At 35.5% G+C, this 22,483-nt stretch carries 20 protein-coding genes and 1 tRNA gene; 3 read left to right on the forward strand and 18 right to left on the reverse strand.

Annotation, left to right across the window (positions count from 1 at the left end; all coding sequences use genetic code 11):
* Nucleotides 1-274 precede the first annotated feature (274 nt).
* A complete protein-coding gene (gene speC, locus BCB69_RS05030) occupies nucleotides 275-2,512 on the reverse strand; it encodes an ornithine decarboxylase (protein WP_022513531.1) in 2,238 nt (745 codons plus the stop codon).
* A gap of 587 nt (nucleotides 2,513-3,099) precedes the next feature.
* Here speC and BCB69_RS05035 point away from each other — a divergent pair.
* A complete protein-coding gene (locus tag BCB69_RS05035; RefSeq protein ID WP_069177191.1) occupies nucleotides 3,100-4,263 on the forward strand; it encodes an aminotransferase class I/II-fold pyridoxal phosphate-dependent enzyme in 1,164 nt (387 codons plus the stop codon).
* Between the two features lie 90 nt (nucleotides 4,264-4,353).
* On the opposite strand, the gene lysS is transcribed toward BCB69_RS05035, so the two are convergent.
* From lysS to BCB69_RS05060, 5 genes are all read right to left on the reverse strand, one after another.
* Nucleotides 4,354-5,856 carry a lysine--tRNA ligase gene (lysS, locus tag BCB69_RS05040; protein ID WP_069177192.1) on the reverse strand — a complete coding sequence of 501 codons (1,503 nt, stop codon included), beginning with the start codon at nucleotides 5,854-5,856 and terminating at the stop codon, nucleotides 4,354-4,356.
* 115 nt (nucleotides 5,857-5,971) lie between these two features.
* Nucleotides 5,972-6,457, reverse strand: coding sequence for a transcription elongation factor GreA (gene greA / locus BCB69_RS05045; RefSeq protein WP_069177193.1), 486 nt, complete (start codon nucleotides 6,455-6,457; stop codon nucleotides 5,972-5,974).
* Between the two features lie 274 nt (nucleotides 6,458-6,731).
* Nucleotides 6,732-8,075, reverse strand: a complete 1,344-nt coding sequence (locus tag BCB69_RS05050; RefSeq protein ID WP_022513214.1) for an MATE family efflux transporter — start codon at nucleotides 8,073-8,075, stop codon at nucleotides 6,732-6,734.
* Nucleotides 8,076-8,123: 48 nt separating this feature from the next.
* Nucleotides 8,124-8,771, reverse strand: coding sequence for a fructose-6-phosphate aldolase (gene fsa, locus BCB69_RS05055; protein WP_022513215.1), 648 nt, complete (start codon nucleotides 8,769-8,771; stop codon nucleotides 8,124-8,126).
* Between the two features lie 120 nt (nucleotides 8,772-8,891).
* Nucleotides 8,892-9,785: a LysR family transcriptional regulator gene (locus tag BCB69_RS05060; protein WP_069177194.1), complete on the reverse strand. Its 894-nt coding sequence runs from the start codon at nucleotides 9,783-9,785 to the stop codon at nucleotides 8,892-8,894.
* A gap of 141 nt (nucleotides 9,786-9,926) precedes the next feature.
* Here BCB69_RS05060 and BCB69_RS05065 point away from each other — a divergent pair, with 141 nt between their 5' ends.
* Nucleotides 9,927-10,982 (forward strand): threonine aldolase family protein, encoded by a 1,056-nt coding sequence (locus tag BCB69_RS05065; RefSeq protein WP_069177195.1) that lies wholly within the window; start codon nucleotides 9,927-9,929, stop codon nucleotides 10,980-10,982.
* A gap of 32 nt (nucleotides 10,983-11,014) precedes the next feature.
* Here the strand turns inward: BCB69_RS05065 and speE are convergent, their stop codons facing one another.
* From speE to BCB69_RS05110, 9 genes are all read right to left on the reverse strand, one after another.
* Entirely contained in the window at nucleotides 11,015-11,872 is an 858-nt protein-coding gene (gene speE, locus BCB69_RS05070; RefSeq protein WP_022513217.1) for a polyamine aminopropyltransferase, read from the reverse strand.
* Entirely contained in the window at nucleotides 11,865-12,458 is a 594-nt protein-coding gene (locus BCB69_RS05075) for a DivIVA domain-containing protein (RefSeq protein WP_022513218.1), read from the reverse strand. Before BCB69_RS05075 ends, speE begins: the two co-directional genes overlap by 8 nt.
* Before the next feature lie 48 nt (nucleotides 12,459-12,506).
* Nucleotides 12,507-13,298, reverse strand: coding sequence for a YlmH family RNA-binding protein (locus BCB69_RS05080; RefSeq protein WP_069177196.1), 792 nt, complete (start codon nucleotides 13,296-13,298; stop codon nucleotides 12,507-12,509).
* Entirely contained in the window at nucleotides 13,288-14,094 is an 807-nt protein-coding gene (gene proC, locus BCB69_RS05085) for a pyrroline-5-carboxylate reductase (protein ID WP_022513220.1), read from the reverse strand. The genes BCB69_RS05080 and proC overlap by 11 nt, the downstream gene beginning before the upstream one ends.
* A complete protein-coding gene (gene sepF / locus BCB69_RS05090; protein ID WP_022513221.1) occupies nucleotides 14,091-14,519 on the reverse strand; it encodes a cell division protein SepF in 429 nt (142 codons plus the stop codon). Before sepF ends, proC begins: the two co-directional genes overlap by 4 nt.
* A complete protein-coding gene (locus BCB69_RS05095) occupies nucleotides 14,520-15,017 on the reverse strand; it encodes a cell division protein SepF (RefSeq protein ID WP_022513222.1) in 498 nt (165 codons plus the stop codon).
* A gap of 20 nt (nucleotides 15,018-15,037) precedes the next feature.
* On the reverse strand, nucleotides 15,038-15,727 hold the full coding sequence (locus BCB69_RS05100; protein ID WP_022513223.1) for a YggS family pyridoxal phosphate-dependent enzyme: 690 nt from the start codon (nucleotides 15,725-15,727) through the stop codon (nucleotides 15,038-15,040).
* Nucleotides 15,728-15,971: 244 nt separating this feature from the next.
* Complete coding sequence (locus BCB69_RS05105; protein ID WP_069177197.1) at nucleotides 15,972-16,415, reverse strand: cupin domain-containing protein; 444 nt, start codon at nucleotides 16,413-16,415, stop codon at nucleotides 15,972-15,974.
* A gap of 64 nt (nucleotides 16,416-16,479) precedes the next feature.
* A complete protein-coding gene (locus BCB69_RS05110) occupies nucleotides 16,480-17,853 on the reverse strand; it encodes an aminopeptidase (RefSeq protein ID WP_069177198.1) in 1,374 nt (457 codons plus the stop codon).
* Between the two features lie 140 nt (nucleotides 17,854-17,993).
* On the opposite strand from BCB69_RS05110, the gene BCB69_RS05115 reads away from it, so the two are divergent.
* Nucleotides 17,994-18,067: transfer RNA gene (locus tag BCB69_RS05115), tRNA-Gly, on the forward strand.
* Between the two features lie 511 nt (nucleotides 18,068-18,578).
* Here the strand turns inward: BCB69_RS05115 and BCB69_RS05120 are convergent.
* The 3 genes from BCB69_RS05120 to BCB69_RS05130 form a co-directional block, all read right to left on the reverse strand.
* Complete coding sequence (locus tag BCB69_RS05120; RefSeq protein ID WP_022513226.1) at nucleotides 18,579-19,469, reverse strand: SPFH domain-containing protein; 891 nt, start codon at nucleotides 19,467-19,469, stop codon at nucleotides 18,579-18,581.
* A gap of 75 nt (nucleotides 19,470-19,544) precedes the next feature.
* A complete protein-coding gene (locus tag BCB69_RS05125; RefSeq protein WP_069177199.1) occupies nucleotides 19,545-22,094 on the reverse strand; it encodes a heavy metal translocating P-type ATPase in 2,550 nt (849 codons plus the stop codon).
* Nucleotides 22,095-22,124: 30 nt separating this feature from the next.
* Nucleotides 22,125-22,430, reverse strand: a complete 306-nt coding sequence (locus tag BCB69_RS05130) for a metal-sensing transcriptional repressor (RefSeq protein WP_069177200.1) — start codon at nucleotides 22,428-22,430, stop codon at nucleotides 22,125-22,127.
* Between the last annotated feature and the right edge of the window lie 53 nt (nucleotides 22,431-22,483).

Genomic DNA, 22,483 nt, shown 5'->3' on the forward strand with positions numbered 1-22,483 from the left:
TATACACTAATTTTACAAAAATCTCCATAGTTTATTTATACCAAATTCTTCTTGTTTATTAAGTTATTTATTTATGTCTATAAACAAATAAATAACTTAATGTTATATTATTTTTACTACTTATTAACTACAGTATTATACATATAATAAATCGCAATGTATAAATTAGATAGTCATATTCTTCTTTCTTGGAGTTCAAGTTTATATAAAATGAAAAAGGCGAAGAAAATCTTCGCCTTTTTATTAACACAAACTTGTTGTTTGTATTTGCAAATTATCTTGCATCAGCATCACGTAATGCTTTACGTTCTGCAGCAGTCTTGATGTATCTTTCTTCTGTTTCTTTATCGAGACAGTATGCAAATGCACGAACAGATCCATCTTCAACCGGCTGGAAGTATACACCCTGAATTTCCGGTGTAAATCCTGGCAACTGGTTAATACCTTCTTCTAATGCGAGGAAGTAGTCAACGCAAGTGTCAGACCAACGTTCACCCGGTTGCATGGTCAAGATTCCTGGTGGGTATGGAAGTGCACCTTCAAGACCTACACGACCTCTAGCTTCAGAAAGTTTTACCAATTCACAGTGACCACGAACGAGTTCATAGTTAGCATCCTGTGGAGCCATGAAGTATTCAGGCAAGAAGTCCTTCATGAACAAGCGCTGCTGTAAACGGTTAACCTTACGAGCGGAGTAGAAGTCTTGCATCTTCTGAGCAAGATCTCTAATGGTAAAGCCCTTATAAGTATCTTCGTTAGCATAATAAATAGCTGGAAGTACTTCAGACATTGGAGCATTTTCATCTACAAGTCTTTCGAATTCGCAGAGCTTAGCAACAAGGTCAGCAACCTTAGTCATATCGGTTCCCGGGGTGAGCAAGAACAAGATAGCATTCAAGTCATTCTTTTCAGGAATGAGGTTGTTAGCCTGGAGATACTTGGACAAAATAGCACCGTGGATACCGAATTCAGTATACTCACCGGTCTTCAAATCAATACCTGGTGTCATTAACTGAAGTTTGCATGGATCCAATAAGAACTGGCCTTCGCCGTATCCTTCAAACCCGTGCCATTCAGCACCTGGAGTAAGTGTCCAGTATGCCATGTCATTAGCCATCTTTTCAGTATCGCCATCTTCCCATGGTTTGCCATGAACAGTTGCAGGAAGCATTGGACGGAGGTAATGGCAGTTACGGATAATTGCCTTACGTAATTCGATACCAGCCTTAACTACCTGCTTCCAGAGATATCTACCTGCTTTACCTTCTTGCATCTTAGCGTTTACGTCAAGAGATGCGAAGATGGAATAAATTGGAGATGTAGATTCATGAAGCATGAATGTGTTGTTCAAACGCTTGTGGTTTACATAACGAGCCTGTCCCTTAACATGTTTATCTTTCTTGAGAATCTGAGATGCCTGGGAGAAACCAGCTAACTGTTTATGAACAGACTGAGTTACGAAGATACCCGGATCTTCCGGCTTGAGGTCGAGAAGCAATGGACTGCAGTCCTTCATCATTGGAATGAACTGTTCATAACCAACCCATGCAGAGTCGAACAAGATATAGTCGCAAAGATGACCAATCTTATCTACTACCTGACGTGCACTGTAGATACAACCGTCATAAGTACCGAGCTGAATAACTGCTAAACGAACCGGTCTTTCAGCCTTAGCTCTTACAGGATCACGTTCTGCAATTGCATTACGAATATATTCTTCAGTGAAACAGTGATTCTTAATACCACCGATGGATCCGAATGGGTTACGAGCATCTTCCATGTATACCGGAATAGCACCTGCCTGAATCAAAGCCCCCTGAGAAATAGACTTGTGATTATTTCTATCATAAAGAACAATATCACCTGGAGCTAAAACAGCATTGAGAACCATCTTGTTTGCTGTAGAAGTACCGTTCAATACGAAATAAGCTTTGTCTGCATCAAATACTTCTGCTGCATGACGTTCTGCATCCAATGGAGCACCTTCATGGAGAAGTAAATCACCCATACCTGCATCAGAGCAAGAGCAGTCAGACAAGAACATATTCTTTCCAAAGAATTCATAGAACCGACGTCCTGCCGGGTGCTGTAAGAAAGATTCACCGCCATGGTGACCTGGTGTTGTCCAGGAGTTACGACCGCTGTCTGCATAATCAGATAATGCTTTGAAGAATGGCGGAATAAGTCCAGCTTCATAATTCTTAGCAGCTTTTTCGATCTGATATACGAAGACTTCATGCTTAGATTCACCAATGTTAATTGCACCTTTAATCTTGCCCTGGAGACAATCCGGGAGAGTTTCGTTTTCAACGAGAACTGCAAATACCGGAATACCAAAAGCTGCAATAGCTTCATTAGCATCTAAGAATTTAATGTCATCTTCTGCATCAGTAATAATAACTGCAGATACGTCAGTGTAATCTGTTTTCTTAAGACAAGCTAATTCACGACCTTCAATCGCACCGAATGCAGCCAATGCTTTTTCGGTATAAGCAAACTTGAGTTGTTTCATACATGACCTCCATTAACAATTATGAAATTGCCAAAGCTTATATAACTGTGCGCACATAAAATAGCTTTTAGCCTTTACAACTCTACTTTACCACCCCACAAGTAACCTTGACTAATACTTTATAACGCAAAAATAAATTTTATGTAACAATTTATATGATAATATATTATAAAAACCGTATATTTAGTTAAATATAGCTAAATTGATTATATTTTAATAAATTTTATCTTTTTATATAACTTTTGTATTATATATTTGTACTGTAATTAAATCATAATTTAAGTTATAGTTTATTTATTTTATCAAAAGTTGTAATATTTTATTTATTATAATAAGCAACTCTCGGTTTATGCTGCATACATTTAACTACGAATATTTTATATTTTGTTTATTTTGAATATATACATATTTAAAATAATTTAATATACATATTTTGTTTTTTATCATTTTGCTATATAATAAAGGTATATATGTTAATTTAATTTGTTACTCATTTACCATTTTATTAACTTGTAATTATACATTTTTGTATAACATGGACTTTTATCTTTCTACATATCTAAGCGTTTTAATAGAGGAGAAATGTTATGCATATTGAACCTTTTAAACTTGAGGAATGGTTAAAAAAACGGGAATCTAATACAAAATATAATTTAGCAGAAAACTGCGTTTATGCAGTAACACTTGATGACTTTATACAAATCACTAAAATCGATAAAAAACAATTTCTGTCAAAATTATGTCAAGTAAAATTGGATTATGGAAATATTGATGGTGGAACGCCCATACTAAAACAAGCAATTTCAGAGCTATATACAGAAATATTGCCGGAAAACATATTAGCAACACATGGTGCTACTTTTGCTAATAGCCATCTTATTTGGTCCTTAATTGAACCTAATGATAATGTAATTGCGATTTATCCGGATTATCAACAATTTATTTCTCTCCCAAAATCTTTCGGTGCGGAAGTACGTATTCTTCATAGAGACCCTAAAAAAGGATATTCCATTTGTAAAGAAGAATTAGATGCACTTTGTGACAACAATACTAAATTAATTACACTTTCCAACCCCAATAATCCGACCGGAGCACTCTTAAGCCTCCATGAACTAAAAGAGCTTATTGAAGTGGCTCGCAAATATAATACTTATATCATTTGTGATGAGGTATATCGTCATGTGTTGCAAGATGATCAAGTATGCCCTTCTATTGCAGACCTTTATGAAAAAGGCATTTCTGTCGGTTCTATGTCAAAAGCTTGCTCCATGGCAGGTATTAGATTGGGATGGATTGCTACTAAAGATAAACAAGCTATGCAAAATATCAAATATCACATCGGTTATGATATGAGTAGTGTCGGTGGTATAAAAGAATATATTGCAGCTATAGCATTAAAATATAAAAAAGCTTTAATTGATAGAAACATGAGTCTTCTCCGTGTAAATCTTATTACACTTGACGGATGGTTACGGCAAAATAAAAATCACCTTTCCTATGTCTATCCTAAAGCAGGCTCTACTGTATTAGTTTTTTATGATTATGATGTACCATCTGAAAAGTTATGTAGTTATCTCTATAATACAACGGGAACTTTAATTACACCGGGAGATATCTTTAATGTTCCTCACAGTTTTCGAATTAGTTATGCATGTGATCATCGTCAATTATTATCCGGTTTAGTTTGTTTAAGTGAAGTCTGTGAAAAATTAAATAATAATCCTCATTTTTTTGATGATATAAATCCATAAAAAGCAAGCGGCATAATGCTGCTTGCTTTTTTTATAAACAAAAAAGCATAATCACTAGGATTATGCTTTTTATTATGTACTTACTATGAATTAGTCATCTTCACCTTCCGGAGCCGGTCTCATCATCGGGAATAGAATGATATCACGAATAGAATGTGCTCCTGTCATAAACATGAACAATCTATCTAAACCTATTCCTAATCCGGCTGTTGGTGGCATACCATATTCCAATGCCTTCATGAAATCTTCATCTACCGGATGTGCTTCATCATCACCATGATCTCTTTCAGCCTGCTGTAATTCAAATCTCTTACGCTGATCTAAAGGATCATTTAATTCAGAGAACCCATTAGCTAATTCACGAGTAAACATATAAGATTCAAATCTATCTGTAAGACGTGGGTTTTCTCCATTCAACTTAGACAATGGAGATACTTCAATTGGATGCATAGTAATATGACATGGTTGAACAAGCTTATCTTCAACATATTCATCAAATACATTAGCAAGAATCTTACCTGCCCCATCAAATTCACCATATTCTACATTAAGTCGATCTGCAATTTCACGTGCTCTTGTGATATCAGACAAATCACCAAAGTCTTCTCCGGTGTACTTGAGTACGGCACCTGCCATAGTCATACGTGGCCATGGAGGAGTTACATCTAATTCTATACCTTCATACATGAAACGAGTGCTGCCGTGTGCAATCTGTGCACAAAGAGCTACTACATCTTCAGTCTGCTTGATAGCATCTTCAATATCACCATATGCTTGATAACTTTCCATTGCAGTAAATTCCGGATTATGCTTAGCATCCATACCTTCATTTCTAAAGTTACGGGTAATTTCAAAGTTACGATCAACACCGCCAACTAACAATCTCTTTAAATAAAGTTCTGGCGCAATACGTAAATACATGGTCATATCTAATGCATTTAAATGACTGATAAACGGACGTGCATTCGCACCACCATACAACGGTTGAAGAACCGGAGTTTCTACTTCAAGGAATCCTCGTTCGGTATAGTACTGTCTGATAGCTGCAAGCATCTTAGTACGAGTCACGAATGCCTTTCTTACTTCCGGATTCATAATAAGGTCAACGTATCTCATTCGATAACGCTGTTCCTTATCAGTAAGTCCATGCCACTTATCCGGTAAGGGGCGCAATGCCTTTGTAAGAATAGTATATGTTTCTACACGAACAGTTACCTCTCCGGAGTGTGTACGGAATACTACGCCTTCAACACCGAGAATATCTCCTCTATCTAACAAATGGAACAACTGCCATTCCTTTTCACTTACAGTGTCTTGACGGATATAAAGCTGAATATCCCCTACAGAATCACGAATAGTCAAAAAGGCAGTCTTACCGTGATCACGAACAATCATGATACGACCTGTTAATCTTACGTGCTCTTCCGACTGTTCCAGTGTATCTGCGTTTTCAATAATCTGTCCGGATGTATGATCCCATTCAAAACGATTTCCAAAGGGTTCATAACCAAGAGCACGGATTTGATCCAACTTGCTAATTCTAATTTCTCTTTGTTCGTTAGTATGCTGTCTAGTTGTTTGTTCTGTTGTCATAATGATTCTTCTCGCTTTCAATCAATAATAGTGTGGATAATAATAAGCAAAAGCCCCTCTATAAGAAGCTTTTTATTTTTCTTCTGAGGTATTACTTATCTATGAGCCGTAAGGCTCATTTATCTTCACTACCACGTATTTCAAGTACCTTATACTTGATTACGCCTTGTGGTGTATCCACTTCTACTATATCTCCAGCCTTTGTCCCGAGTAATGCTCTCCCTACGGGAGAATCATTGGAAATCTTTCCTTCAAAAGGATCTGCTTCTGTACTGCCTACAATAGTTACGGTTTCTTCTTCGCCCGTCTTGTTATTAGCAATAAGGACAGTAGAAGCCATAGCCACATGATTACTCTTAGTAGTTTGAATAACTACTGCAGTACGAATCTGTGTCTCTAATTCAAGAATTCTACCTTCAACAAATGATTGTTCATTCTTAGCATCATCGTATTCAGAGTTTTCAGAAAGATCGCCCATTGCAATTGCTTCCTTAAGTCTCTGTGCTACTTCTGCACGCTTCTTAGTCTTAAGTTGTGCAAGTTCATTCTTCATCTTTTCTAAGAATTCTTGTGTTACATACGTACGCTGTGGTTCTGCCATGTGTCTGCTCCTTTCTTTTTAAGATACTATCTTTTGATAGTTTGTGTTTTTAGTATAATCGTATTCGCAAAATATGTCAATTACCTTTATGAATTAAAAATCATTCATTTTTGTTATTAAAAACACATTTTTTAATTTTTAATTCATAATCATTGATTTTATGAAATTAATGATTTTAATGTCTTTTTTGCATATTTTGAGTTTATACGCTTATAGTAAACATATATTTTATCATATAAAAAATATTTGTCTATAATAAATTTTATTTAAAAAATCATATTATTTTATATCGTTTTTCTATAATATAAAGGCGTATTAATAATAAAATAGCAGATGTTCCTACTCCACAATCCAAACCTCGCCAATAAGAAATAGCTCCTTGTCCCATGACATGATCTAAAAATAAACCTACAGGCAAAGCCACACCCCAATAAGCAATTAACATCATAATAAAAGGAATGGTTGTATCCTTATATCCTCTTAAAATTCCTTGAATAGGAGCAGCAACCGCATCAAACAACTGCCACCCTGCTCCATATAATAAAAATCGTCCGGCTAATAATAATACTTCTGTACTTTCTGTATAAAGACCTGCAATAAGAAATCTTCCCATCACTGTTGATAAAGCGGTAATCATAGCACAAGTTAACGTTAATCTTATCCCCATACGACTTAACATTTTTGCCCTATTAAAATTTTGCGCCCCTACCTCATAGCCTACTAAAATAGTCATCGCCATAGAGCAACTCATTGGCAATACATAAATTAAATTACAGAAACTAAGTGCTGATTGATGAGCGCCAATAGAAACCGTACCAAAAGGAGCAATAAAAATAATTATAAAGCCAAATACACCTGCTTCCATCAGTATGGAAAGACCATTAGGAACTCCAATGGAAATATATTCTCTCCATTCTGTTTTTCGCATCTCAAAACGTTCAAAAATTTCAGAAGCTCTATATTTTTTATCCCTAAAAACTACAAATAAGAATAACAAGAGCATAAATAAAGAGGTACATACAGTCGCAACCCCTGCACCAATTCCTCCCAAACGAGGAACTCCCCACTTACCAAAAATAAGTAAATAATTTAACAGTCCGTTAATTGGTAATGCCAATAAAACTAATCGCATCGATGTTGCTGTAGATCCCACCGTATCAATTAAAGCACGAAGAGGGAATAATAATGTTTGAAAAAGTAAATTTATAATCATCAACAAAAGATACGTTCTTGCAATATGTTCTACACCAGGTTCCAAATTCAAGTAAATCATTATAGGACTAATCCCTAAAAAATAACCTATTGCAAAAAATAATGTTAATATAATTCCTAACACTAATCCGGTTCTGACTACATAAGGAATATATACTTCACGTCTTCTTCCAAGCAATTGTGCAATCATAGGTGTAGCTGCCGCTAATATTCCGGTAAACGAAGCAATTATAGGCATAAATAAACTAGTCCCCATAGAAACCCCTGCTAATTCAACAGCTCCGGCATGTCCACTCATCGTAGCATCCATAACATTCATTCCCATAAGTGATAATTGAGATAGTACTAAAGGAATCATCGTTTTAAGCAGTTCATTAAAATCATTGTTTTTCGTACAAAACATCATTCTTTAAACCTCTATCCACCTAAAAAGGCGCAGCTGCGCCTTTTATAATTATTCATGCTGTGTTTTTTTCCAATCAGATTTAAATTTTGCAATCCCTGCCGTAGTGAGCGGATGATTAATAGATTCCATTAACACCTTAAAAGGTACTGTCACTACATCAGCACCTGCTAATGCACATTGCCTAATATGTTGCGTTTTTCTAATGGATGCTGCAATAATTTTTGTTTCAATATGATGTAATTTGAAAATAGTAGAAATATTGTCAATCAGTGCAATACCATCCCCACCAACATCTTCAATTCTCCCCACAAAAGGGCTCACAAAAAAAGCTCCTGCCCTTGCTGCTATCAATGCTTGGGTTGCAGAAAAAATTAAGGTCACATTAGTACGAATCCCCATTTCTTTAAGAATAGAAACCGCTTTTAGTCCTTCCGCAGTAATAGGTATTTTTATAACTACTTGAGGAGCTATTTTCGACAATTCTATACCTTGTTGCACCATACCTTCTGTATCATCAGCAAGCACTTCTGCACTAATAGGTCCTTCTATAACGGAAGCAATTTCTTTGACCGTTTCATGAAAATCTCCTCCTGCTGCTGCGATTAAAGACGGATTCGTTGTTACCCCTGAAATAATTCCCATCTCATTTGCTTTCTTTATATCTTCAATTTTTGCTGTATCAATAAAGAAATACATAATTCTTATGCTCACTTTCCCTATATTCGATTCTTCATAAACTCATAAATAAACTGTGCTCATTATGGTACACTTTATTTTACTTGTCAATGTAAATTCTTTTTATATGTTATATAATACTTATTCTACTTCAATAATCTCTTTGTTATCTATAAGTTCTTTTACACATTCTAAGAAATGTGTCGTTGCCGGAGATACTTCCAACAAAGAAGGAACTGCTATTCCAAGTGAAATATGCTGTGGAGGATCGAAAGGTATTTCACTTACATGTCCATTCCATTCTTTAGAAATTAACCGTTGATTAAAACTAATTCCCAATCCTGCTGAAACCATATTATAAGTAGAAAAAGCGTCTCTAGTAGTAAATCTTGTATTCGGCTTTAACTGGTTCCTTTTAATGAGTCGATCTAAGTCCGTATCTTGGTTAGGTGAAGTTTGGATAAAAGGTTCTTTTTCTAAATCCGTTAATGGAAAAGATTTGTTTTCAGCTTTTGGATGGTTGGATGGCAACCAAACAACTAATTCATCCTTAAATATAGGAATCCAATCACAAATAGTCGTTCTATCCGGTTTAGCACAAAAACAGCAATCTACTGACTTCTCGTTTAACCAACGAGCCATATCTTGATTTCCGCCTTCTTGAATTCGAATGCTAACTTTCGGATATTGTTTTTCAAATGCAGATAATATACGAGGCATCCATAAAGCAGAAATACTAAAGTAGCTGCCTATAGTAATAACACCGGTCGATACATGCCTAACTTCAGCACCTAACTGTTCGATTAATTCGGCTGCATTTACCAATTTTCGAATAGCAGGTAACATAATACGTCCATTTGCAGTTAATTTTACACCTGCTTTGCCTCTACTAAGAAGTTGGAACCCAATCTCATCTTCCAAAGAAGATATCATTCGTGTAATTCCTGATTGTGTATATCCTAAAGATTCTGCTGCAGCTGTCATACTCCCCAAATCAATAGCTGTAAGAAGAGCTTTACACTTTACCGTTTCCATTTCTCACCCCTCCATCATTTGAAATATATACTTGTTTCTGTAATGTACAGAATATACATTATAAAAATATTAGAGAAATATAATTATTTATGTTATCCTTTATAATATCATAACAAACAGTATCTACAGAAAGGATTATGTATGACTACACCGATAGAAAAACTTCACTTTACATCCGATTATATGACAGGAGCACATCCTCGAATTATACAAAAATTAATGGATACCAATATGTATGCAACGCAAGGCTATGGTGATGACGAATTTACAACCTCTGCTGAACAAAAAATTCTAAAAGCATGCACCTGTCCGAATGGAGAAGTAAAATTTCTAGTCGGTGGTACACAAACCAATGCAACCGTTATAGATTGCATATTAAAACCTTATCAAGGAGTAATTGCCGCCAATACCGGTCACATCGCAACCCATGAAGCCGGAGCCATTGAGTACGGTGGGCATAAAGTATTATCCGTTCCTCATCAACAAGGAAAAATCTCCGCAACTGATATTGAAAGTATAATGCAAGAATATCAGTCAGATTTAAATAAAAATCATACAGTCATGCCCGGAATGGTTTATATTTCCCATCCGACCGAGTTCGGTACACTCTATACAAAAAAAGAACTCCTATCATTAAGTACCGTTTGCCATAAATACCACTTACCTTTATATGTAGATGGTGCAAGATTAGCTTATGCGCTCGGCTCTCCGGATAATGAGATTACCTTGTCGGATTTGTCTAAATTAGCTGATATATTTTATATTGGAGGTACTAAATGCGGCACGCTTTTCGGAGAAGCGGTAGTTCTTACTCAAAAAAACATGATTCCTCATTTTTTCACAATGATTAAACAACATGGTGCACTCCTTGCTAAAGGCCGTTTATTAGGCATTCAATTTGATACATTATTTACCAATAATTTATATGAAACTATTGGACAAAATGCTGTTTCATATGGACAACAGATAAAAGAAACTTTAATTAATTCTCAATTTACAGTTCCTTTTGATTCTCCAACTAATCAAATCTTTTTTGTAATTGAAAATAATTTATTAGCTCATCTTGCAGAACAAGTAGAATTTGGTTTTATGCAAAAATGGAGTGATTCAGAATCTCTAATTCGCCTATGTACTTCTTGGTCAACAACAGAAGAAGATACTAATAAACTTTTACAAATTATTCGAAATTTAAAGTAAGAAAAAGAGCCCTTAGAGGCTCTTTTCATTTTTCAAAAAGAATATTTTCCTTCATATAAACAAGCTTTTATAAAGTTTGGTAATACAAAAGCACTCTTCTGTATTTTTTTATTATAATACTTCATATCCGGTAGAAGTTCTACACGTGCTTCATCCGTAAGAGGATCATATTTTTTAGATGCCAACATGAAAGAATGTAAACATGCCGGATAAATAGCTACATGAGAATAATACATTCTCACAATAGGAAATACGGTATTCATGGCATTAAAGATTTCATGCACTAATGATTGTTGTACAATAGGAGATTCACTTTGTTGTACTAATACACCATCTTTTCTAAGAGCTTTAAATGCACTTTGGTAAAATTCTTTTGTAAATAAACCTTCTCCAGGCCCAATAGGATCAGAGCAGTCAATTATAATTACATCATAAAAATCAGCATGTTTGCCGGCAAAAGCAATGCCGTCCCCCGTATGAATATGTAATTTTTGTGGTGGATGTAACAATACTTCTGCAATAGAGGGAAAATATTCTTTTGATAAATCATAAACTCTTTGATCGATATCACAAAGGTCTACTTGTTTCACGCAATCATGTTTACATACTTCCCTTGCACAACCGCCGTCACCGCCACCAATAATGAGAACTCTTTCCGGACAAGGATGAAGCATTAACGGTATATGTGCTATCATCTCATGATACATCCATTCATCTTTAACAGAAGTTTGAAATACATCATCTAAAATCATCATACGTCCATACTGTAATGTATCTACAATCTTAATATTCTGAAATGGCGTTTGTTCTTCATGAATAATATGATTTACACGAAGAGAAAGCCCTGTATCCGGATTTCCCCATTCTGTAATTATCTTTTTATCAGTCATTTGTTTCTTCAGTTTCCATAGAATTCAAATCTTCTTCCACATCTATAGCAGAATCTTCTACAGTATTTTCAGCAATGATTTGTACCGGTTCAGAAATACTTTGCACCGATGTTGCCTCATCATTAATAACATGTGGAGCTCTAGCTGCTTTTGCTGCTTGAATTAAACTCAATGCAGAGTTAAAGTTTGCCAGAAGTTTTTCAATGTAAAGATTCATGTCCCCTTCTGTTTTCACAACATCAGCATTCATCTTGCGACGCGCTACTTCTGCATCTGAAACAATTCTTGCTGCACGATTCTGTGCTTCTCTTACAATTACTTCCGCTTCTTTTTTAGCTGTAGTTTTCACATTTTCAGCTGTTTCCTGTGCCATAACTAAAGTAGAAGACATAGTTGCTTCCATTTTTTCATAATTAGCTAATTTCGCCTTTAAAGTGTCCATCTGTTCTTCCATTTCACGATGTTCACGATAAATTCTTTCATAATCGCTTGCTACTTCATCAAGAAAACTATTTACTTCATCATCTGCATAACCGCGAAGTTTTTTAGAAAATGTTTTATTGTGAATATCCATTGGTGTAATCATGATGTTCTCCTTTAATACTAAAATCAGCTTTATATAACTGTATATCTATTATCTATATCGATGAATACAAACTCCGGTACGTCCTTTACGACTTTTACCGGTCAGTTCTATAATCTCTATTCTACCTCTTCCACGGAAACTAATTATGTCTCCCGGATTCACTGTTTGTGCCGGACCTTTTACCGGTCCCCAATTAATTTGTACCTTATCTCCGGAAATAGCAGATACCATTTTTGAACGAGATACGCCAAAACCTGCCGCACCTACCGCATCTAAACGTAAAGAAGCTACAGTTGCTTTTATCTCTTTAGGTGTTTGTTTCGGTAAAGAAAGATCCTCAAAAGAAATTTCTTCTACTGTTACCGGTACCATAGCTACTTTTATAAAATTTTGTTTTATCCATTCCACCATTTTAGATTCAACAAGAACTTGTGCAGAGGCACCTTGCATAAGTATATCGCCCAGAACTTCTCGCTTGATACCAAGTCCCATGAGAGAACCTAAAATATCCCGATGCCCTATAAGTCGATATCGATCATCCCAAGTAACCTTAAGTAAAGCAATACTAAAATCTACATTCCCTTGAAATGCTGCGTCTATAAATGTAATTTTTACTCGTTCCGCCTCATTATATCCGCCCCATGCTTTTGCAGTAACCGTTTTCATATGTGCAGAAATAGTCCTTGCGATCTGCACTGCATAAGGTGACATAAACGTTCCTACAGAAAAAGGCTTACCTTTTTCTATGGATTCTGCTAAATCCACTAATCGAACAGCAATTTCTTCCGCTTCTTCGCCGGAGCTCTTAAAGAAATTAATTATTTTTTCTCTATCTTTCATAAATCTTACTCATTTCATCAGACTTAGCCATGCAAGCTTTTACACCATCCATTAAAGATGCGCGAATACCGCCTTGTTCCATCGCATGAATTCCTGCAATAGTAGTTCCCCCCGGACTAGTAACGCCGTCACGGAGTATAGCAGGATGTGCCCCTGTATCGAGTACCATTTTAGCTGCACCATATAAAGTCTGAGCGGCAGCAATTATTGCTAAATCGCGGGGAAGTCCTACCATAACCCCTGCATCTGCTAAAGCATCTATAATTACAAATGCATAACCGGGTCCAGCACCTGCCAAAGCACCTAATGCATCCAATTGCTTTTCTGTAACAACCACGGCTTTCCCTAAAGAAGAAAAAATAAGTTGTGCTTGTTGAATAAATGCTTCCGAACTAGTATTTCCCGGAGCAATAGCCGTCATTCCTTCACCTATAGAGCATGGTGTATTAGGCATAACACGAATAACTTCTGTCCCTTCCATAAGTAAGCTTTCTAGGAATGAAATAGGAATAGCTGCCGCTACCGAAAGAACTCTCTTAGGTTTATAAGGTGCAATCATAGATAACACAGACTCCACCACATTCGGTTTAACTGCAATAAGCACCATATCCACCTGACCGGCTTCATGCCCATCAAGAGAAAAATCTACTCCTAACTCTTCCGCAATGATACGAGAAGATTCTTCATTGCGCCCCTTAATTATTATTTCATCTTTATTCCAAATCTGATTTTTGATACATCCGGATAAAATAGCTTTCCCCATAGAACCTGCACCAACTAAAAGGACTCGTTTCATAAAGTATTCCTCCACCGAGAAATTCCATCATCCGGATTTAAATCATCAGTAATAAGACTTACAGACGGAGGTGTTACTAAAAGAATTTCTTCATTTAGCAATTGCATAGAAGCATTTAAAAGATATACTGCTCCACCTATAAAATCAACAATACGAGCAGCAGTAACTTTTTCTACATCTTTTAATAAAACTATAACTACCATTCCATTATGCAAAGCATTAACTATTGCTTTTGCATCTGAATAATAGTTTGGTTTAGCGATAAGTAATTCATGAGGTCGAATCGTTCTGGCAGGAAGCGCGCCAACCTGTAAACGAGGATTATTCTCTTGAAATTTCTCATCTATGGTTTCATCATAAAATTCATCAGATTCATCAATGAATTGATTACGAAACCATTCTAACTTTTCTTTAAGAAAAGTCATTTACGCCTGCGGCGGAGCTTGCCAACGCGGTTCATCTACGGTAGAAGTTGTCGTTTCTTTAACTTCTTCGTAATTTTCACGTGACACGCTCATGTTGTTCGGCGCGCAAAGATATATACTTTCACTTACACGATCAATATTTCCATCCAATGCATACATAACACCTTGCACATAATCAACAACTCTTTGTGCAATGTCTTGATCAGTCTGTTCCATATTCATGACAACAGGACGAGACTGCTTAAGATGATCGGCAATCTTTTCACAATCATTAAATACTTTCGGGTTTACAACAACCATAGTATAAGGTTTAGCTTGACGAGTAGTTACTGCACCACGACCAATATTTCTTGCTGCTACAGAACGAGGTGCTACAGAAGCTGCACTTCTTACTGTCGATGAATCCTCATCTTCATCCAACATTTCATCCTCATACATTTCATCTTCATATTCTTCGTGATCAATAAATTGTTCCTTTAATTTGCTAAACATACCCATATTTTTATCCTCCCAATACTTTACCTATAAACTCTTTCACCAAAAATAGATGTTCCTACTCTAACCATAGTAGCCCCCTCTTCAATAGCGATTTCAAAATCATGACTCATCCCCATTGAAAGAATGGAAACCTGACCTTCAGGGAATCGTTGTTTTAATTTTTCAAACAACTGACGCCCTTCTTTAAATACCGGTCGAGTCTGTTCTAAATCTCCAAATTCAGGTGCCATACACATAAGTCCTACTACCTTAATATGAGGCAATGTTTTGGCAACCTCCACTGCTTCTTCAAAATCATGTGGAGAAATCCCTGTTTTGGTTTCCTCTCCCGATATGTTAAATTCTAGCAGGATATCTTGCACTTTATCAATCTGTCCTGCTCTTTTATCTATTTCTTTAAGAATATCAATAGAGTCTCCTGATTGAATAAGATCTGCCATTGCTACTGCTTTTTTTACCTTATTTCTCTGCAAATGTCCTTGCAAATTCCAAGTTACTTTTTCTGTTAAAAGTTCAAACTTTTCTTCCATTTCTTGAACTCTATTTTCACCAATTTGAGTAATACCTTGGGCAATGACTTCTTTCATCTCAGAAATTGGATGAAATTTTGTTACTGCTACTAAAGTCACATCTTGATGATAAGGTGAACGCTCTCTAGCTAATGCAATTCGCTTTTGAATCGCTTCTAACCTTGTAGTTATTTCTGACATAAGTAAAGCCTCGTTATCTATTATTTTATTATTTAACATAAGTATCTTTTAAGCAGTCATTTCCATAAAAACAACAGCTATACTTACGCTTTATTATAGCACACTTATTCTTATCGATAAATGCACGAATTTTATGTGTTAAATGTGACTTAAACAGTACTATATTTTCATAAAATAAAACGCTTATATGGAATATTTCTCTTTCTTAAAATATCCATATAAGCGTTTTATTTTACTTACAAATTCATTTATTTCCCATAAAAGCAGCTATGCCGGAATTCTTTAAAAAATTCTCCATATCTTGACGTGTAGGATATACCGGTGTATCCCGTTTTGTATTCACAATACAAAAGAAACCTAATTTTTCACCCATATCTGCTCTAAATTGATGAAATTTCCAGGGCTCAATAACAATAAAATCACCTACAGACACTTCTTGTATCGAGTCACCTAAAAGAGCATGTCCTTTCCCTTTAAAAATAACAACAATATGCATATGCTTATGATGCTCTAAAGAAGAATATCCGCCATTTTCCACCTCGAAATAACGAAATTGTATAGGTAAATCCCCCTGATTATCAAAAAGAATTTGTTTTGTTACATTAGAAAATGTACCGGAATTTTCCTTATAAACATGAGATTCAACACCATCCCAACCGGTAGGATTGGATTGAAATTTTCTAATCATACGCCCTCCCATTAGTTTTATTCCTTTGAACAATCACAACATTCCGCTACGGGATATGTTTTAATTATTCACTTTCAAAGAAAGCTTTATATGCTAAAAAAGTTTGATAAGCATCTGCTTTTGAAAGAAGATCATAAGGAGAGTGCATAGATAACATCGAAGTACCGCAGTCTACAACTTCACAACCCCAATTAGCCATCATAAATGCAATAGTTCCACCGCCGCCCTGATCAACTTTTCCAAGTTCACCAATCTGCCATGCAACGCCTGCTTTATTAAAAATATTTCTTACTTTATTCATAAATTCTGCATTAGCATCATTACTCCCTGATTTACCACGAGAACCGGTATATTTAGTAAGTGCAATTCCATGACCGAGTAGAGAAGAATTATCTTTTTCTGTCACTTCAGGAAACATGGGATCTAAACAACTATTAACATCAGCAGAAAGCATTTCACTATTTTCCATAGCTTCATAAAAATCCAACAAAGAGGTATGTCCCTGGAGAGCCAACATCTTCATAATTACTTTTACAAAATAAGAAGATTCCATCCCTGTGTTCCCATAAGATCCGATTTCCTCCTTATCAGTAAGAAGTGCTGCCTGTGTATACATACCCGGTTTAGCTTCTAAAATAGCCCTTAAATTAGCATAGGAACACACACGATCATCCTGCCCGTAAGAAGCAATCAAAGAACGATCAAATCCTACATCACGACTTTTCATAGCCGGAACTAATTCCAATTCTGCCGTAGCAAAATCTTCATCTTCAATATCATAAGTATCTTTAAAGAACTTCAGTAACACTTCTTTAGCTTGCATATTTTCTTCTGAATGCGTTGCACAAATAGCCTGTAACTGCTCACCGGTAATACCTTGTGCTAAAGTTTTCTTCATTTGATCCTGAGCCATATGAATCAACAAATCAGAAATATAGAATATAGGATCTTCATCCTTCATACCTATATTAATTTCCACTTTTTTGCCACTCTTTGTATAGATAACACCAATTAAAGCAAGTGGCACACAAGTCCATTGATACTTTTTAATTCCTCCATAGTAATGAGTACGGAAATAAACAATTCCGTCACTTTCTCTTACAGGATTCCCCTTTAAGTCTAAACGTGGAGTATCTAAATGAGAGCCTACAATTTTAATGCCGTCATGAACAGGTTTCTCCCCAATAACAGCCATAACTACAGACTTTCCTTTTTGATTCCAATATACCTTATCTCCCGCTTTCAATTCCTTGCAATCATATAACGGTATAAAACCGGCGGCTTCTGCCTGTTTCACAATTTCAGTTACTGCTAAACGTTCTGTACGTGCTATATCTAAAAACTCTTTATAATCTTCACCATATGCCATAGTGGCTTTACGCTCTTCTTCATTCATACGTTGCCATACTGTTTTTGTTCTGCTATACGTTTCTTTCATATGAATCCTCCTTACTAATTTGATTCACAATAAATACATAAAAACATTATAACTTTTATCAATCATAATGTCACTTACTACCATATATTATTTTATCTTGCTTTATATAATAAAATTAGATAAAATAATATATATCTTATGCGGGTGTAGTTCATTGGTAGAATGCGAGCTTCCCAAGCTTGAGAGGTGGGTTCGATTCCCATCATCCGCTCCAAAGTTTCCAACCCTTTTAGCCATTTAGCTAGATAACATCTAGCTAAATGGCTATTTTTATTTGTTCATTCATTAACATAAATTAGTAAAAATAAAGAGCTTGTGTCCCTTTTTGTGTCCCTTAATTTTATTCATGTATATCACCTCAAGCCCTGATATTATCGGAGCTTTTCTATTTCACTATTTCTAGTGTATCCCTTTTTAGGGTATTAGGAATGTGAATGTTCTCTAAAAAGAGACTCCTAGATTCCCCTACCCATTGTGGTTCTGGCTCACCCCATACAGTTTCTTTATAAGAAATTTTAAAACCATGTTATGTTCTTAACTTATATATGCATAATACCATCATTTACAGCCTCCCTTTATCACAAATACTGCATACGCTTACTCACAATTCCTTACCTTGTATGTGAAATCTTTGTTATTATAATAATTATCTAACCGGTAAGTTATATACGAATTAATCAAAAACACCTATTTCAGATAGAAATAGGTGTTTTACATTCATTATATTATTCTTTATTTCCTTTAACAGCTTCCACAAGAGAAGTAGCACCGGAAATCAAGTTGGTCATATTGGACGGAACTATAATTTTAGTCGCTTGTCCATTTGCCATCTTTTTAGCAGTTTCATATTGTTCAAGTTGTAGATAGGATGTACTTGGATTTGCAGAATTGATTAAACGAATACTTTCTGCTTTAGCATTTTGTATTGCAAGTAAAGCTTCTGCCTGCCCTTGTGCTTCACGAATTAAACGTTCTTTAACCGCTTCCGCTTTAAGAATAGCAGATTCTTTTTCACCTTCCGCTTTAGTAATAGCGGCTTGCTTTTCACCTTCTGCGGTCAAAATAGCAGCTCTCTTATCACGTTCTGCTTTCATTTGCTTTTCCATAGACTGCGTAATAGCCGGTGGTGGACTGATATTTTTTAATTCTACACGAGTAATCTTAATCCCCCAGGGATCGGTTGCTTCATCAATCGTTTGTAACATTTTAGCATTAACCGTTTCTCTAGAAGTTAATGTTTCATCAAGAGTCATAGCCCCAATTAAGTTTCTTAATGTAGTAGCTGCTAAATTTTCAATAGCTGCAATAGGTCTTTCTACCCCATATGTATATAATTTTGTGTTATTAACTCTAAAATATACTACCGAGTCAACCATCATAGTAACATTATCACTGGTAATAACCGGCTGTGGTTCAAAATCCGCTACTTGTTCTTTAAGAGACACTTTTTTAGCCACATTCATAATAATAGGAATCTTAAAATGCAATCCGGCTGTCCAAGTAGCTTGATATTTACCCAAAAACTCTACAATCCATTCACTCGCTTGCGGAACAATACAGATGCAACGTACTGCTGCCACTATAAATATCACACCCAAAATAATCATTGTATCCATGTAAGTAAATCCTTTCTACATTTAACAACTTAATGATTGTTTTATGAATTGATTATACCACGAATAATCAATATATTAATCTAAATTTTTAAAGTGTTTAAATTTATACCCCTTACTTTCCAGCATCGCTTTTATATCCGCTTCTTGAATCGCAGACTTTAAAGTGAGTATAGCTTGCCCTTTTTCATGAGAAACTTCTGCACTTATTACAGCATCCATTTCTTCAAAAGCTTTCTTTACCATCATTTCACAATGACCACACATCATCCCTTCTATAGTAATTGCTACTTTCATTTCCTTATTCTCCTTTACGTTTAAAGATGTATTTATTTCTTTCGGATCTATTATGCTAGAACCTTCCGTTGGCCTTGTAAGCTTCACATTATTTAATCTCAATGCATTTAAACATACAGTTACACTGGAAAGTGCCATAATAGCAGCCCCCCACATAGGTGTAATATGTATATTTGGATATAGCCCCGCTGCTAAAGGAATTAAAGTCATGTTGTAAGCAAATCCCCAAAATAAATTTTGATACACATTTTTTAAAGTTGCTCGACTTAACTGAACAGCTGATACAATATCCATCAAACTGGAATTAACTAAAACAACATCTGCAGATTCTATTGCCACATCAGTTCCGGCGCCAATTGCCATACCTATATCTGCACTTGCTAATGCAGGCGCATCATTAATGCCATCACCTACCATAGCCACTAATCCTTGTTCTTTCCATTGCGTTATATTCTTTTCTTTTGCATCCGGCAAAACATTTGCAAAGATTTGATCCACCCCTGCTTTCATACCTATCGCATGCGCAGTTTTTTCATTATCACCGGTCATCATAATTGTTTTGATACCCAATTTACGTAATTTAGAAATTGCAAAAGCGGAGTCTTCTTTTATTATGTCGGAAACAGCTATGAGTCCCATATATTTTTTATTTTTTTCAAAAAGAATAGGTGTTTTCCCTTCAGAAGTCAATTTTTCATATAAAGTTAATAATGTAAAATCCAATGAAATATATTGTTTTATAAAACGTAAAGAACCTGCATGTACCAAAGCATGATTGATAGATCCTTCAATTCCGTTACCAATAAAAACTTTAAAAGAGTCTACTTTAACTGCATCTATTGATTGCTCTTTTGCAAAATCAACAATAGCTTTTGATAGTGGATGTTCTGATTTCACTTCTAAAGAGTATGCCAAGGTAAGAAATTCTGTAGAAGTTACACCACTAGCAGGAATTACATCGGTAACATAAGGCTGCCCTTTTGTAATAGTTCCGGTTTTATCAAGAGCAACCATACGTACTTTCCCTGTATTTTCTAAAGCTTCTCCTGTTTTAAATAAAATACCGTTTTTTGCCCCCATGGTACTTCCCACCATAATAGCTACCGGTGTTGCTAACCCTAATGTGCAAGGACATGAAATAACCAATACACTAATAGCATATTCCAATGCATGTGCTAAAGAAGCACCATATAGCAACCAACCGATAAAAACAAACAAAGATATCATCATAATGGAGGGAACAAATATACTTGCTACTTTATCTGCACCTCTTGCAATCGGAGCTTTAGTAGCAGAAGCTTCCGACATCAATTTTATAATTTGTGAAAAAGTAGTATCTTCTCCTACATAGAGTGCTTTAGCACGAATAAACCCCACCGTGTTAATAGTAGCTGCACTAATTTTATCGCCTACCTCTTTATCAACAGGAATAGACTCTCCCGTTAAAGCAGATTCATTAATAGAAGTAGCACCTTCTATAATAACCCCGTCTACAGGAACAGATTCTCCCGGTTTTACAATAAAGATATCTCCAACCACAATCTCTTCAACAGGTAAAACTATCTCTTTACCGGATCGCTCAACCATAGCCGTTTTAGGTTTCATTTGTAATAAACTTTTTAACGCATTAGTTGTACGACCTTTCGATATAGATTCCAATATTTTACCTATAATAATAAAAGTAGGAATCATTGCTGCCGATTCAAAATAAAGTTGTTCATAATAAATAGATTCTAAGTCACTTACACTGTTTCCGGTTGTAATCATATATGTCATTTTAAATACAATGCTGATTGACCAAAGAAAAGAAACCCCTGACCCTAGCGATACCAAAGTATCCATAGTAGGCATTCCTTTCCAAAGAGTAGTCACCCCTGTATAAAAAAGTTTATGATTAATACCAAGTATAATCATGGTCAAAATCATCTGCATCAACGCAAGTCCAATATAATTTCCTACAAAAAAATCAGGCAACGGTAACTTAAACACATGATTCCCTACGGTAATAAACATAAGTAAAAACAAAAAAATAAAAGAGACTTTTAATCGTTTTTTTAACTGAGGAGTTTCTTTATCGGATAACGCATCTGTCAAAACTTCTACAGAAGATTCTTTACTACTACTTTCCTCTGCCGTGAAAGGTATTGCCTGATACCCGGCTTGCTGCACCGCATGTAATATAGCTTCATCACTATATATACCTTCTACTACCATAGAATTAGTAAGCAAGGAAACTGTCACTGAAGAAACACCCTCTACTTTACCTACCGCTTTCTCCACATGTGCTTGGCACATAGCACATGTCATCCCTATAACTATATATTTCTTCATAAGATTCACCACCTTATTCAAATATATTTTTTATTGCATAAGTCGTTGCAACATTTTGCAAAGTTCATCTACTTTCCCATCATTTCCTGTTAAAATATCCTCAGTAACACATTTCCTAATATGAGAAGACAATAGCAGTTTATTAAAACTATTTAGTGCATTAGAAACAGCTAAAACTTGCATTAAAATGTCCGGACAATAACTTTCCTCTTCTACCATATTCTGAATCCCACGAATTTGTCCTTCGATAGTTCTTAAACGAATTAATAACTTTTTCTTTTCTTCTTTCGTCCGCTGTGTTGTGTGACATATAGTTTTCATATTTTGGTTTTTCATATTTCTCACTCCATTCTATCTGCACTATACCCCAGAGGGGTACTTAAGTCAAT

The organism is Dialister pneumosintes, assembly GCF_001717505.1.
GTDB classification, from domain to species: Bacteria; Bacillota; Negativicutes; order Veillonellales; family Dialisteraceae; genus Allisonella; species Allisonella pneumosinta.